The 13476-nt window shown below is 62.3% G+C and carries 15 protein-coding genes; 12 read left to right on the top strand and 3 right to left on the bottom strand.

The genetic code is table 11. The features are described 5' to 3' along the window. Positions 1 to 115 precede the first annotated feature (115 nt). The 7 genes from VJS90_RS20940 to VJS90_RS20910 all read left to right on the top strand — a co-directional run bounded on the left by VJS90_RS20940 (position 116) and on the right by VJS90_RS20910 (position 7039). A complete protein-coding gene (locus tag VJS90_RS20940) occupies positions 116 to 865 on the top strand; it encodes an SDR family oxidoreductase (RefSeq protein WP_324123539.1) in 750 nt (249 codons plus the stop codon). Beyond that, positions 865 to 1797 (top strand): 3-hydroxyacyl-CoA dehydrogenase NAD-binding domain-containing protein, encoded by a 933-nt coding sequence (locus VJS90_RS20935; RefSeq protein ID WP_324123538.1) that lies wholly within the window; start codon positions 865 to 867, stop codon positions 1795 to 1797. The genes VJS90_RS20940 and VJS90_RS20935 overlap by 1 nt, the downstream gene beginning before the upstream one ends. A gap of 70 nt (positions 1798 to 1867) precedes the next feature. Next, complete coding sequence (locus tag VJS90_RS20930) at positions 1868 to 2821, top strand: PDR/VanB family oxidoreductase (protein WP_324123537.1); 954 nt, start codon at positions 1868 to 1870, stop codon at positions 2819 to 2821. A 32-nt stretch (positions 2822 to 2853) separates the two neighbouring features. Next, a complete protein-coding gene (locus VJS90_RS20925; RefSeq protein ID WP_324123536.1) occupies positions 2854 to 3327 on the top strand; it encodes a thioesterase family protein in 474 nt (157 codons plus the stop codon). A 97-nt stretch (positions 3328 to 3424) separates the two neighbouring features. After that, positions 3425 to 4372: a choline ABC transporter substrate-binding protein gene (gene choX / locus VJS90_RS20920; RefSeq protein WP_324123535.1), complete on the top strand. Its 948-nt coding sequence runs from the start codon at positions 3425 to 3427 to the stop codon at positions 4370 to 4372. Positions 4373 to 4536: 164 nt separating this feature from the next. Continuing rightward, a complete protein-coding gene (locus VJS90_RS20915; protein WP_324123534.1) occupies positions 4537 to 5952 on the top strand; it encodes a purine-cytosine permease family protein in 1416 nt (471 codons plus the stop codon). Between the two features lie 223 nt (positions 5953 to 6175). Further along, positions 6176 to 7039 carry a DMT family transporter gene (locus VJS90_RS20910; protein ID WP_324123533.1) on the top strand — a complete coding sequence of 288 codons (864 nt, stop codon included), beginning with the start codon at positions 6176 to 6178 and terminating at the stop codon, positions 7037 to 7039. Positions 7040 to 7089: 50 nt separating this feature from the next. Here VJS90_RS20910 and VJS90_RS20905 read toward each other — a convergent pair whose 3' ends face one another. The 3 genes from VJS90_RS20905 to gstA form a co-directional block, all read right to left on the bottom strand. Continuing rightward, positions 7090 to 7698: a helix-turn-helix domain-containing protein gene (locus VJS90_RS20905; RefSeq protein WP_324123532.1), complete on the bottom strand. Its 609-nt coding sequence runs from the start codon at positions 7696 to 7698 to the stop codon at positions 7090 to 7092. Positions 7699 to 7742: 44 nt separating this feature from the next. Further along, on the bottom strand, positions 7743 to 8339 hold the full coding sequence (locus VJS90_RS20900; protein ID WP_324123531.1) for an NAD(P)H-dependent oxidoreductase: 597 nt from the start codon (positions 8337 to 8339) through the stop codon (positions 7743 to 7745). A 109-nt stretch (positions 8340 to 8448) separates the two neighbouring features. Then, positions 8449 to 9078: a glutathione transferase GstA gene (gene gstA / locus VJS90_RS20895; protein ID WP_324123530.1), complete on the bottom strand. Its 630-nt coding sequence runs from the start codon at positions 9076 to 9078 to the stop codon at positions 8449 to 8451. A 277-nt stretch (positions 9079 to 9355) separates the two neighbouring features. Here gstA and VJS90_RS20890 point away from each other — a divergent pair, with 277 nt between their 5' ends. The 5 genes from VJS90_RS20890 to VJS90_RS20870 form a co-directional block, all read left to right on the top strand. After that, complete coding sequence (locus VJS90_RS20890; protein WP_324123529.1) at positions 9356 to 10321, top strand: 3-hydroxyacyl-CoA dehydrogenase NAD-binding domain-containing protein; 966 nt, start codon at positions 9356 to 9358, stop codon at positions 10319 to 10321. Between the two features lie 26 nt (positions 10322 to 10347). Continuing rightward, positions 10348 to 11277, top strand: a complete 930-nt coding sequence (locus VJS90_RS20885) for a 3-keto-5-aminohexanoate cleavage protein (protein ID WP_324123528.1) — start codon at positions 10348 to 10350, stop codon at positions 11275 to 11277. A 2-nt stretch (positions 11278 to 11279) separates the two neighbouring features. Further along, the gene (locus VJS90_RS20880) at positions 11280 to 11708 is read left to right on the top strand and encodes a thioesterase family protein (RefSeq protein ID WP_324123527.1); all 429 of its coding nucleotides are present in this window, start codon (positions 11280 to 11282) and stop codon (positions 11706 to 11708) included. A gap of 118 nt (positions 11709 to 11826) precedes the next feature. Further along, entirely contained in the window at positions 11827 to 12855 is a 1029-nt protein-coding gene (locus VJS90_RS20875) for a polyamine ABC transporter substrate-binding protein (protein WP_324123526.1), read from the top strand. After that, positions 12840 to 13476, top strand: a 637-nt coding sequence (locus VJS90_RS20870; protein WP_414704968.1) for an ABC transporter permease, incomplete at its 3' end; no start/stop codon positions are given. The genes VJS90_RS20875 and VJS90_RS20870, both read left to right, overlap by 16 nt.

Below are 13476 nucleotides of genomic sequence, written 5' to 3'. Positions count from 1 at the left end.
GGAGATGCCCTGGGCGGCGATGAAGGGCTCGGGCCATGGGTGCGACATGTCGGTATTTGCGCTCGACGCTTATACCAGCGTGCGCCACGTGATGCTGGCACATGGGTGATCGGCGATGAACAAACCTGTCGTTATCGTAACCGGTGGCAGCCGGGGCATCGGGTTGGCAATCGTCGAGACCTTCGTCGCCCAGGGCCACCCCGTGGTCACCTGTGGCCGCGGTGCGCGACCACGTGAGCTCGACCCTTGTGTTGAATGGGTGCAGGCGGACGTGTCCAGGCCTGCTGACGCACGGCATCTTGTGGAGTGTGCCGAGCAGCGCTTCGGCAGGGTAGGGGTCCTGGTCAACAACGCGGGCGTGCAGCTTGAAAAAACAGTGCTCCAGACCACCGATGCCGAATGGGACGAGGTCATGGGCATCAACGCCCGTGGCACCTTCAACCTGTGTCGCGCGGCGCTGCCCAGCCTGCTCGAAGAGGGTGGCTCGATCATCAACCTGGGCTCGATATCAGGACTTGCCGCCGATCCGGCCATGGCCGTCTACAACGCCTCGAAAGCGTTCGTGCATGGCCTGACCCGGTCTATCGCCGTCGACCATGGCCCGAAGGTGCGCTGCAACGCGGTCAGCCCAGGCTGGATCATGACCGCCATGGCGCACGACGCGTTCGCGACGGCCAGCGATCCGGCCAAGGCCAAGGCCGACGCCCTGGCTCGACACCCCGCCGGCCGATTTGGCCAACCCCAGGATATTGCCGAAACCGTGGCCTGGCTCGCGTCCGATGCGGCGCGTTTCATTACCGGGCAGTGCTTTGTTGTTGATGGTGGCCTGACCAGTGCTTCTCCTTTACAACCGAGGTTTTTCTGATGACTGAATTTCAAAATGTGGCGGTGATTGGTGCTGGGGTTATCGGCGCGAGCTGGGCGGCGCTGTTTCTGGCATCGGGTCGCAATGTTGCTGTGTACGATCCCTCTCCAACGATGGAGGCTGATGTACGGTCGTATATCGACAACGCCTGGCCGACCCTGCGCGAACTGGGCCTGGCCGACGCTGAACCGGGGCAGTTGAGTTTCCACGCCGATATCGCCAGCGCGGTGCAACACGCCGACTTCGTGCAGGAAAGCGTACCCGAGCGCATCGCGATCAAACACGAGTTGTTCGCCAAGCTCGAAGCCGCACTCAGGCCTGGCGCTGTCGTGGCGTCGTCGGCCTCCGGCTTGCGGCTGGGCGAGATGCAGGCCGGCTGGAAAGACCCTTCGCGGTTCATTCTGGGACACCCCTTCAACCCGCCTCACCTCATCCCACTGGTCGAGGTGATGGGCAATGAAAGGACGGCCGCCGGCGTAGTCGAGCAAGCGGAGCGATTCTACGAGCTGGTCGGCAAGGTCACGATTCGCGTCAACCGCGAAGTCCGCGGCCATGTGGCCAATCGTCTGCAGGCTGCGCTGTGGCGCGAAGCCATTCACCTGGTCAAAAGCGGCGTTGCCAGTGTCGAGGACGTCGACAAGGCCGTGTGGGCCGGCCCAGGTCTGCGTTGGGCGGCGATGGGACCCACTCTGCTGTTCCACCTGGGTGGCGGGTCGGAAGGCCTGAGTTCCTTCTGCCAGAAATACACCGAGAGTTTCCACGGCTGGTGGGATGACCTGGGGGATCCTCGTCTCGACACCGAGACGGCTGCGATGTTGGTGGAGGGTGTTCACCAGGAAGCTGGGGACAACAGCTGGGCAGCGCTTGCGACACACCGGGATGAACTGATCACTCACATGTTGAAGGCGACCGCGCCGCTGCGCCGCCGCTGAGTTCAGGGCGCTGTTCTGGGCCCGGGGCAGCAAGCGCCCTGGGCCGATTTGCCGTTGCGTGAGGTGTGCCATGCCTGATGAAGTACTGAACCTGACAATAACCGACCTGATTGCCGAAGCCAAAGGCGTCATGGTCATCGAGCTGCGCGCTCCTGCCGGAGACGCGCTGCCGCCGTTCAAGCCCGGTGCCCATGTCGAACTGCACTTGCCCGGGGATATCGTGCGCCAGTACTCGTTGTGCAACGACGCACGCGAGACTCACCGCTACTGCGTAGGCGTGGGCCTGTCGCCCATCAGCCGTGGGGGCTCCCGGCACGTACACCAGTCCTTGAGGGTTGGCGATACGCTGAAGGTCAGCCCACCGCGCAACAACTTCCCTCTGGAAGAAGACGCGTCGGGCTTTGTGTTTTTCGCCGGCGGCATTGGTATCACGCCGGTCTGGGCGATGATCCAGTGGTGTGTCGCCAACCAGCGCCCCTGGCACCTCTATTACCTGGTGCGCAGTCGTCAGCGGGCAGCCTTCCTGGAAGACCTTCGGGCCTTTGGCGATCGGGTCACCTTGCATGCTGATGATGAAGCCGGGGGTCTGTTCGACGTCACGGCGGCGATCAGCCAGCAGCCGTCGAACGTCCACTTCTATACCTGCGGGCCGACGCCGCTGATGCTTGCCGTCGAAGCGGCGGCAGGCGGCTTCCCGGACGAGCAGGTGCATTTCGAGTGGTTTACCCCCAAGGAGCCCAAAGGCTGCGCGAAGGACACAACGTTCACCGTCCAGCTGGCCCGAAGTGGAAAATCCTTCGAGGTGCCCGAGGACCAAAGCATTCTTCAGGTGCTCGAGGCGAATGGCCTTCGGGTGGAAAGCTCTTGCCGCGAAGGGACATGCGCTTCATGCGAAATCTGCGTCCTGGACGGTACCCCAGACCATCGCGACAGCGTGCTGACAGCCGCCGAGCGCAAGAAGAACGATGTGATGATGATTTGCGTATCCCGCTCGCTTTCGCAAACCCTCGTGCTCGATCTCTGAAGCGTACCCATGATTTCTGGAAGGACTTGCTCGTGAACAACCTTCTGCTGATCCACCAGGCCACGATCGTTGAAGACTGGATCGACTACAACGGCCACCTGCGCGATGCGTTCTACTTTCTGCTGTTCAGCCATGCGACCGATGCGCTGATGGATCATATCGGCCTGGATGCCGATGGCCGCGCGGTGTACGGGCACACCCTGTACACGCTGGAGGCTCACATCAACTACCTGAGCGAAACCAGGCTGGGAGAACAGGTTCAGGTCTTCACCCAGATAATCGACCATGACAGCAAGCGGCTGCAGATCGTCCACCACCTGTACCGGCCCAAGGACGGCGAGTTGTTGGCAGTCAGCGAACAGATGCTCATGAATATTGCCACCGAGGCCGGTCGCGCCGCCAAGTTCGCGAGTTCCGTCGAGGCAAGGATCAGCCAGATATTCGCCTCTCACCAAACGCTGCCTCGGCCGGGATATTGCGGTCGTGTCATCGGGCTTCGTCGATAGGAACACTGCGTTTGCTGCACATAACAACAAGACCGCTTCGCCTCTGAAAAACAAGAACTGCCGCTTTCCATAGCTGCCACAGAGAGGATCTTGCGTCATGAGAACTGCACTTCGCGTAACCCTGTGCACCGCCCTGGCATTGTCCGTAAATGCCTACGCCGCAGAACCTTCCCAGTGTCGTTTGGTACGGATGTCCGACCCCGGCTGGACCGATATCCAGACCACCACAGCCATCGCCACCACATTGCTCAAGAGCCTGGGTTATCAGACCAAGTCCACGCTGGTCGGTGTGCCACTGACTTTCAAGGCCTTGTCCGAAGGCAAGCACATGGACGTGTTCCTGGGTACCTGGTTGCCCACCATGGAGCCTGACCTCAAACCCTATCGGGACGCCGGTTCGATCGACATCGTTCGCGTCAACCTGCAACACGCCAAATACACGCTTGCCGTTCCGCAGACGCTGTGGGACCAGGGATTGAAGGACTTTGCCGACATCCAGAGGTTCAAGGAGGGCCTGGGCAGCAAGATTTACGGGCTGGAGCCGGGCGATGGCGGCAACAACGCGGTGCTCAAGGCGATCAGCGAAAACGCCTTTGGCCTGAAGGACGCCGGGTTCACGGTGGTCGCCTCGAGTGAGTCGGGGATGCTGGCGCAGGTGGAGAGGGCACAGCGCCGCAATCAGTCGATCGTGTACCTGGGATGGGAACCGCACCCCATGAACACACGTTTCAAGATGAAATTCCTCACCGGCGGGGACGCCTATTTCGGCCCCGACTTTGGCGACGCGACGGTGTACACCAGTACCCGCAAGGGCTATGCCGACGAGTGCCCGAATGTCGGCCAGCTGCTCAAAAACCTCAGCTTCACCCTGGACATGGAGAACCACATCATGGGCTCGATCCTGTACGAGAACATGGAACCTGAAGACGCTGCCAGGGCATGGTTGAAGCAAAACCCGCAGGTGCTTGACGGTTGGCTGGCAGGCGTAACCACCTGGGAAGGTCAACCGGGGCTGGCGAAGGTCAAGGCGGAGGTGGCGCCATGAAAAAATCCATCCGCCAAGCCTGGGCCCAAAAGCGTCCGTCGGCCAGGTTGGCAGCCGGGGTCCTGTTGAGCGCGGTGAAGCGTGCGGCCAACTTGCACGGGTTGTGTTGAACAACTCGGTTGATCCTGCCCGTGACAAGGCTTGCCTTATAACAAGGATAAAAAATGAAAGTCGAGAAACGCAGTATCGAGTTCGTGCCCCATGGCGAGCGCTACGGCCGGCCGCGTCGGCTGTTCACGGTGTGGTTCAGCACCAATCTGCAGGTGACCGCCTTGATGATTGGCACGCTGGGCATTGCGTCCGGGCTCGGCCTGATGTGGACATTGCTCGGGTTGCTCATCGGCAGCATGATCGGCACGGTTTTCATGGCCGCGCATTCTGCCCAGGGGCCTCATCTGGGCGTACCGCAAATGATTCAGAGCCGCGCGCAGTTCGGTGTGCACGGCGCCGCCATTCCGTTGCTGGTGATGGTCACGGCAGCGGTATTGTTCATGGCGGCCAGCGGTGTGCTGATGCGCGATACGCTCAAGTCGCTGCTGCCGGTCACGGACAACCAGGCGATCCTGCTCATCGGTGTCATGACGTTCGTGATAGGTGTCGTCGGGTATGAGCTCATTCACCGGATGGCCGCCTGGATGACGTTGCTGTCGACGCTCGTATTCGGTACGGCGCTGGTACTCATACTCATCCGCGCCAGCTCGATGGATATGCTGCACAGCCCACCCGGCGGATTCTCCGGGCCGGCATTCAATCTGGTCATCGCCCAGGCCGCGTCCTGGACGCTGGGGTATGGCCCGTATGTCGCGGACTACTCGCGCTACCTGCCTGCCGATGTCCGCACTCGGGATACGTTCTGGACCACCTATTTCGGCTGCGCGCTGGGTTCGCTGGGGATGATGGGCCTTGGGGCGTTGCTCGCCTCGGTGGTGCCTTCGGCGCTTGACATGGACCCGGGCGCTGCCATCGCCGACCTGTTCGGCCCGTGGGCCTATATCGCACTGATGGTGGTGGTGCTCGGTGTCATTCAGTACAACGTGTTATGCCTGTATAGCGCCTACATGTCGTCCACCACGATCTTCAGCGGTTTTGCTCGTCTCCAGCAGATTCGACCCGGTATGAAGGCGCTGGTGATGGCGACGCTTTCAGTGCTGGCATGCTGGATCGCCACGCGGACCCAATACCATTTCGATACGTTCTTCGCGGACATACTGATCGGCCAGCTCTACTTGTTGATTCCATGGAGCGCAATCAATCTGGTCGATTATTACCTCATTCGGCGGGGCAAATACCATATCGGGGATCTCTATGATGCGCGAGGGCAGTACGGTCGATGGAACGGCAGGACAATGTTCGCGTACGCAGTCTCCGTGCTGGGGACTGTGCCTTTCATGAAGCTTTCATTCTTTGAAGGTTATTTCGCCCAGCTGATAGGCGCCGACGTCAGCTGGATCGCCGGGCTATCACTCGCAGGGCTTCTGTACTACCTGGTCCAGCCTCACGGGGCGGCTGCGGCAGAGACGAAAAAGTACCCGAATCGCTCACCATTGCCTGGCTGGGCCAATAGCGAAGAGCAGGGATGAGAGCCTGATCGCCAGGTGAGCCAGTGTCGGCCCGGATCATGCTCACCCGCCCGGGCGGACTGGCCGTTCGAGATGCCGCAAGAGTGAGGCAAGCGGTGTTGATGTGGCGGGTCTGTGTTGAACGGTAATGTGTCATAGCCGTTACATCCCGTGTCCTGCGGCCTGCAGATAATGTCCTGTTTTCATTACCGGGCGGTATGTCGTGGGCATAAAGAGTGGCGGTGTGATCGGTGGTGGAGATGACAGGCACATTCGCCGCGGTGTTCTTCTGTGCCTGCTTTCCATGTTGGTGTTTGCCGCGCAGGACGGTATTACCAAGTTTCTGGTGAAAGACTTTCCTGTCGCGCAGTTGCTGATGATTCGGTACTGGGTGTTTTTCGCGTTTGTCGCGATCTACATCGCGGTCAGGTCAGGTTTTCGTGAGGCTGCACGCAGCGCCTACCCCATGTTCCAGGTGGTCAGGGCGCTGCTGGCGGTGGCTGAGGCGTTGCTGTTCGGATGGGGGCTGCGGTATCTGGGGCTCGCCGAGAGTCATGCGCTGTTTGCGGTATTCCCTCTCATTACCCTGGCGTTGGCCCGCTGGACGCTGGGTGAGTCTGTCAGTATTCGACAATGGGCGGCTACCGTACTGGGTATGATCGGTACGCTGATCATTCTGCGACCCGGGGCTGATGTGTTCAATGCCATCGCCCTGGTGCCTTTGTGCGCCGCGTTGGTGTTCGCGATGTATAACATTCTCTCGCGCAAGGTCGGGCGGGCCGACACGTTCGCCACGAATGTTCTGTATATGGCAATCGTCGGCGTGGTGGCCACTTCATGCTTGGGAATCCCTGCGTGGCGCTCACCCTCGCTGGTTGAGTGGCTCTGGTTGAGTGCCTACTCGGTGGCGGGTATGGCAGGGCATTTGTTGCTGATCATGGCGTTGGCGTATGCGCCTGCCACTGTTTTACAACCGTTCAACTACACCCTACTGATGTTTGCCGCTATCGTCGGGCTGGTGGTGTTTGGTGAAATTCCAGGCGTGTATACCCTGTGTGGTGGTGGGGTCATCCTGCTTGCGGGTCTGTATTCGATCCGGGCCAGATAAGGCGCGCGGCCAGCACGCGCCATGCAGTGCTGCAGTACCGCCCGCGCACCTCATGCGGTGCTGCGCTGAACCATCGAGAGGATGAGCACATACAGCTCGTCACAGGCCTGGTCGTGGGTGATGGTGCCGGACACGGCCGCGCCCGAAAGGGTGTCGGCCGCGCCAAGCATGGCCCACAGGCTTGCCAGCGACAGACCCTGCGGGCCGCTGAAGGGGGCCAGCGCCAGGCGGTATTTTTCCAGGCAGTCCTGCTGGCATTGCCGTTTGAGTACCGTGAGTTCCGGCGACCCTTCCAGGGCCGCCAGCACGCCTGGAATCTCCCGTCCTTCGGCCAGGACGCACTTGATGTAGCTGCGTGCCAGCACGCAGGCCTTGTCCTCGAGGCTGTGACCGCTGGCGGCCAGGGCCGCGTCGATGATCTGGCCCTGGCGCACGTCGAAATCGCGGTAGAGCGCGGCCAGCAGCCCCTGGCGGGTACCGAAATGGTCATAGACGGTCGGCTTGGTGATGCCGGCAGCCTCGGCCAGGCGGCCCAGGGTCAACGCATCCGTGCCTTCTTCGTGGGCCAGTTGCCGGGCAACGTCCAGCAGCTGCACCAGCCGCTGCTCCTTGGTCATGCGCTTGCGCGTGTCCGCGGCGAGGGTAGGGGGGGTGGACATGGCTCAACTCCTGCGGGGCGGGAAGGTGACGGCGGCAGGCGTGCTCATCGGGTTTCCTGAACGGTCTGGCTGAAAAGGTCCCGGCCAATCTGGCCGGCTGTCTCGAAATGCGCTTGCGGGAAGCCTTTGTCGGCTTCGGTCAACAAGGTGGCGGATGCTACCGGAGCGCTGCAGTAGTTGAAAATCCCGTGTTCGATCTGCGTCTTGATGGCGGCGCTATAGCCGTGCTTGTCGTAGGTGGGTTTGCCTGACGCGCCCAGGCCGATCAGGTGCACGGGCAGGCGCTGCAGCAAACCGCCGCTCGTTTCGTCATAGGCCCAGCCGTTGGTGAATACACGGTCGATCCATCCTTTAAGCAGGGCGGGGAAGGACCACCAGTAGACCGGGTACACCAACACCAGCGCATCGGCACGATCGAGGCGCGCCTGTTCGGCCAGGATGTCCGCGGCAGGTTGTGTCGGGTGGCGGAACTGCTCGAGGTCGTGGGCGCTGAACGAGGGGTCGAAGCCCTCGGCCGCCAGGTCCGCGATTTCGAACGTATGGTGCGCGCCGTTGCCGGCAATGCCCTTGGCGAGTTCCGCGGCCACCTGGTGGGTGAGCGAGTCCTGCGCGGGATGAGAGATGACGATCAGTGCATGCATGGCGTACTCCTGTTCAGCATGTGCCGGTCAGTGCCGGAGACGGTAGTTGATTTTTCTGTGGCAAGGAGAATGGGCCCCTTGCCACGACCCGCTACGCATCCGTAACGAATCAGGCCCCGCAGGTTGCACCGACCCGAGAGGATAACTCGACTTCGAGCGCCGCGCGCACGGCGGGGCGCTCTGCAAGTCGTGCGATATAAGCTTGCACGGTCACGAATTCGGACAGGTCCAAGTCCACCAGCGTCGCCCAGCGGGTCACCGTGAACAGGTAAGCGTCGGCCACACTGAACTGCTCGCCATTGAAGTACGGCTGCCCGCTCAGGATGTTCTCGATGAAGGCGTAGTGTTTGCGCAGTGCCCGCGCGGCCTTGTCCTTGGTCTCTGGCGAAGCGGTCGAGCTGAACAGGTAGTCATAGTTTTTCGGCAGCTCGGTCGCGATGAAGTTGAGCCTGCTGTGCAACTGATAGCGCTCGAACGTGCCGTTGGCGGGCGCGAGGTGTTTCTCGGGTGCCTGGTCGGCAATGTACTGGATGATCGCCACGCCTTCGGCCAAAGGTTGGCCTTCGGCGGTTTCAAGGAAGGGCACGTAGCCCAGTGGGTTGATTGCACGGAAGTCGGTGCCGTCAGGCAGCGTAAGCGTCTTCAGGTCGACCACCGCCAGTTCATGCTCCAGGCCGGATTCCAGCATGACGATATAAGGAGAGAGTGCGCAGGTGACAGGGCTGTAGTAGAGCTTCATTGGAGTCCTCTTGAGCAACAGAATAAGTGTTGGATTCCCACTTGGAGCAGGAAGCGCGTCTGGAGCGCAACGCAACATACCAATGGTAGGATACTTTTGGTATGTTTGCGACCCTCTGCCGCCAGTCCCCTTCACAGCTCCATCTGAAAGCGACACATCCACACCATTTACGACCCCCTCGCCGCTTCAGCATTGCCGCCACCAGAAATCTGGCCTAACGTCATTTCACGATATCTGATCAGATATCACTGATCTAAGAGGCGATGAGATGACTGACATGCCAACGACAACAACCGTCCAGACTGTCGCCGTCATCGGTGCCGGCCTTATCGGCTGCAGCTGGGCGGCGCTGTTCGCCGCAGCCGGATACAACGTGCGCCTGTACGACACCCGTCCGGGCACCCAGCAACAGATGGCCGATTTCTGGGAAAACGTGAAGCCGACACTGATCCGCCTCGGCCTGGCCACCTCTGAAACACAGCCGCTGTTGCAGGTCTGCGACACCCTGGCCGACGCCGTGCACGACGCGGACTTCATCCAGGAATGCATCCCGGAACGCCTGGCGGCCAAGCAGGCGCTGTACGCCGAGATCGAACCGCTGCTCAAGGCCAGCGCCATCGTCGCCACCAGTTCGTCCGGCCTGAAACTTTCCGACCTGCAGGCGCAATGGCAGGCGCCGGGGCGAATCATCATCGCCCACCCGTTCAACCCGCCTCACTTGATCCCGCTGGTCGAGCTCTACGGTAACGAGCGCACCGCGGCCGACGTGCTGCCGACCGCCACGGCGTTGTACGAGCATTGCGGCAAGGAGGTCATCACCCTCAAGCGCGAAGTGCTGGCCCATGTGGCCAACCGGCTACAGGCGGCCCTGTGGCGCGAAGCCATTCACCTGGTGCTCGATGGCGTGGCCAGCCTGAAGGACGTCGACACCGCCGTGCGTGCCGGCCCCGGCCTGCGCTGGGCGGTGATGGGGCCGCACCTGTTGCTCAATCTCGGCGGCGGCGAGGCGGGCCTGCGGGCCTACTGCGAGCAGTTCCGCGACAGTTACCACCAATGGTGGGACGACCTTGGCCAGCCACGGCTGACCGACCAGGCCATCGACCAGCTGGTCGAGGCGCTGCAAGAAGAAATCGCCGACCGCGACTACGCCACGCTGCGCGACGAGCGCGACCAGAAACTGGTGGCGATCCTGGGCGCGATGCGTGATGTAGACAACCAGCGACGCCAGGAACAGGCCCGCTGAAACCCTACCGAACCTGAGGAGTCATGATGAAACGCAAAGTCGTACTGACCTGTGCCGTGACCGGCGATGGCCCGCTCAATCCGAAGTTCCCCGACTACCCGATCACCCCGGAGCAGATCGCCCGCAACTGCCTGGATGCCGCAAAGGCGGGCGCCGCCATCGTGCACATCCACGGGCGTAATCCGCAGACCGGCCTGGGCGACCGCTCACCGGCGATCTTCCAGGAGATCGTCGAGCGCATCCGCGCCGAGAATACCGACGTGGTCATCAACCTCACCACCGGCATGGGCGGCACCTTCGTGCCCGAGCCTGAAAACGAAGCGCTGGCGCATCCGAGCACCGACGTTGGCAGTGCGCTGGAGCGGGTGGCGCACGTCCGTGGCAACCGTCCCGAAATGTGCACCCTCGACATCACCACCATGAACCTGGAAGGCGGCATCGCCGGTGCCCCGGACTGCGTGTTCATGAACACCCCCGGCAAGCTCAAGGACATGGCCCACCTGATCAAGGAATACGGCACGCGTCCTGAGCTGGAGGTGTTCAACCCGGGCGACATCCTGCTGGCGCGCAAGATGATGGAGGACGGTCACATCGACTCGCCGGCCCTGTTCCAGCTGTGCCTGGGGGTCAAATGGTCGGCGCCGGCCGACGCCCGCACGCTGGTGTACATGCGTGACCTGTTGCCCGAAAACGCCACTTGGAGCGCTTTCGGCGTGTCGCGCTTCCAGATGCAGATGGTCGCGCTGTCGACGGTCATGGGCGGCCATTGCCGGGTGGGGCTGGAAGACAACATCTACCTGGAGCGCGGCGTGTTCGCCAGCAATGTGCAGCTTGTCGAGCGTGCGAGCCGCATCATCCGCGACCTGGGCTGTGATGTCGCCACCTCCGACGAGGCGCGCGAGATCTTCGGCCTGGCCGGCGGCACGGCGTACCAGCAATCGCTGTCGCGGGGGTGAAGATGCCTGCACTGCACATCAGCTCGGCGGTGGTCCACCAGTGGCACTGCGACCATTTCGGCCACATGAACACCCGCCACTACGCGGGGATGTTCGACGACGCGGTGTTCCTGTTCTGGAGTCGCTTCGGCGTCCAGGCGCCGGTACCGGGTGAGCCGCTGGTGATCCCGGTGACCGCCGAGATGAAAACCGGTTTTCTCGCCGAGGCCAAGGCCGGCACCAGCCTTGAGATTCACGCCAGCGTGCGGCGTGTGGGCGGCAAGTCCGCCACGTTGCACCTGCGGATGTCCAACGCCGCCAATGGTGAAGCGGTCGCGACCTGCGACATCGTCGAGGTGTTCTTCGACAACCAGTCCCGCACCAGCCAGGCAATTCCTGAAGCCGTACGGCACCGCCTGCTGGCGGCCGTGGAGGACAACGGCGCGCAGTGAGCGACGCGAACATAACAACAACGGCAACACGCAACACTTGAGTCCTTTGGATCACTGCTACCCCAACACTGTCGCGGGCGTACGGCCCGCGCGATCAGAACAAGAGCGAGGGCGTACCATGGTGTTCAAGAAGCAAGCCATAGCGGCACTGACCGCGAGTCTGTTGGCCTTTGGCGTGGCTCATGCCACCGCCGGCGAAACCATCAGTTTCGTTGGCTGGGGCGGCGGCACCCAGGACGCGCAGAACGCTGCGTGGGCCAAACCCTTCAAGCAACACGCCGGTATCGACGTGGTCATGGACGGCCCGACCGACTACGGCAAGTTCAAAGCGATGGTGGAGAGCGGCAATGTCGAGTGGGACGTGGTCGACGTGGAAGGCGACTTCGCCCTGCGCGCGGCCAGCGAAGGCCTGCTGGAACCGCTGGACTTCACCCAGGTGGATCGCGACAAGATCAACCCGCACTTCATCAACGACCATGGCGTCGGTGCGTTCCTCTATTCCTTCGTGCTCGGCTGGAACGAAAGCAAGCTCGGCGGTGCGACGGCCCCGGAAAACTGGGCGGCAATGTTCGATACCGCGAAGTACCCGGGCAAACGCGCCATGTACCGCTGGCCAAGCCCCGGCGCGCTGGAGGTGGCCCTGCTCGCCGATGGCGTGACCCCCGACAAGCTCTATCCGCTGGACCTCGACCGGGCCTTCAGGAAGCTCGACAGCATCAAGAAGAATATCGTCTGGTGGAGCGGCGGCGCCCAGTCCCAGCAGCTGCTGGCGTCGGGTGAAGCGAGCATCGGGCAGTTCTGGAACGGCCGTGTGCTGGCGCTGCAGGACGATGGCGCACCGGTCGCCATGAACTGGAAGCAGAACCTGGTGATGGCCGATTACCTGGTCATTCCCAAAGGCGCCAAACGCAAGGATGCGGCCATGAAATTCGTCGCTTTCGCCACCGGCGCCAAACCTCAGGCCGACTTCTCCAACTCCATTCCCTATGCCCCGGTCAACGTCGACAGCCTGGCGCTGCTGACACCGAAGATGGCGCCCAATCTGCCTACTGCCCATACCAAGGACCAGATCAACCTTGACCTGGCCTACTGGGCGAAGAATGGTCCCGCGATCGCAGCACGGTGGAATGAATGGCTAGTCAAGTGAAGCTCGCGATGCCGGCCAGCGCCGGCCAGGCCGCCGGCGCGCAGCGCGCTGGCGAGCGCAAGGCGGCCCGGCGTGCGCGCTGGGCCGGGGCAGGGTACCTGTGGCCGGCCACGCTGTTTCTCGGGGTGTTCTTCTTGGCACCGCTGGCGGGCCTGCTGCTGCGTGGCGTGCTGGAGCCGCAACCGGGGCTGGGCAACTACGCGCAGCTGTTCGCCAACGACGCCTATACCCGGGTGCTGCTCAACACCTTCTCGGTGGCCGGCATCGTCACCCTGCTCAGCGTGCTGCTGGGCTTTCCGTTGGCCTGGGTCATCACCCTGATGCCGCGCGGCTGGGGCCGCTGGCTGCTGAACCTGGTGCTGCTGTCGATGTGGACCAGCCTGCTGGCGCGCAGCTACGCCTGGCTGGTGCTGCTGCAGGATTCAGGGGTGATCAACAAGACACTCATGGCGCTGGGGCTGATAGACCAGCCACTGGAGATGGTGCACAACCTGACCGGCGTGGTGATCGGCATGACCTACATCATGATCCCGTTCATCGTGCTGCCGCTGCAGGCAACCTTGCAGGCACTGGACCCCATGGTGCTGCAGGCCGGCTCGATCTGCGGCGCCAGTCCCTGGA

This window comes from Pseudomonas sp., assembly GCF_035277045.1.
GTDB lineage: Bacteria > Pseudomonadota > Gammaproteobacteria > Pseudomonadales > Pseudomonadaceae > Aquipseudomonas.
This window is presented reverse-complemented; position numbering and strand designations above follow the sequence as displayed.

What these genes read in the sequence shown, in the direction of transcription:
- VJS90_RS20940 (WP_324123539.1), top strand. Translation starts at nt 116, where the DNA reads ATGAACAAACCTGTCGTTATCGTAACCGGTGGCAGCCGGGGCATCGGG.
- VJS90_RS20935 (WP_324123538.1), top strand. Translation starts at nt 865, where the DNA reads ATGACTGAATTTCAAAATGTGGCGGTGATTGGTGCTGGGGTTATCGGC.
- VJS90_RS20930 (WP_324123537.1), top strand. Translation starts at nt 1,868, where the DNA reads ATGCCTGATGAAGTACTGAACCTGACAATAACCGACCTGATTGCCGAA.
- choX (WP_324123535.1), top strand. Translation starts at nt 3,425, where the DNA reads ATGAGAACTGCACTTCGCGTAACCCTGTGCACCGCCCTGGCATTGTCC.
- VJS90_RS20915 (WP_324123534.1), top strand. Translation starts at nt 4,537, where the DNA reads ATGAAAGTCGAGAAACGCAGTATCGAGTTCGTGCCCCATGGCGAGCGC.
- VJS90_RS20905 (WP_324123532.1), bottom strand. Translation starts at nt 7,698, where the DNA reads ATGTCCACCCCCCCTACCCTCGCCGCGGACACGCGCAAGCGCATGACC.
- VJS90_RS20900 (WP_324123531.1), bottom strand. Translation starts at nt 8,339, where the DNA reads ATGCATGCACTGATCGTCATCTCTCATCCCGCGCAGGACTCGCTCACC.
- gstA (WP_324123530.1), bottom strand. Translation starts at nt 9,078, where the DNA reads ATGAAGCTCTACTACAGCCCTGTCACCTGCGCACTCTCTCCTTATATC.
- VJS90_RS20890 (WP_324123529.1), top strand. Translation starts at nt 9,356, where the DNA reads ATGCCAACGACAACAACCGTCCAGACTGTCGCCGTCATCGGTGCCGGC.
- VJS90_RS20885 (WP_324123528.1), top strand. Translation starts at nt 10,348, where the DNA reads ATGAAACGCAAAGTCGTACTGACCTGTGCCGTGACCGGCGATGGCCCG.
- VJS90_RS20880 (WP_324123527.1), top strand. Translation starts at nt 11,280, where the DNA reads ATGCCTGCACTGCACATCAGCTCGGCGGTGGTCCACCAGTGGCACTGC.
- VJS90_RS20875 (WP_324123526.1), top strand. Translation starts at nt 11,827, where the DNA reads ATGGTGTTCAAGAAGCAAGCCATAGCGGCACTGACCGCGAGTCTGTTG.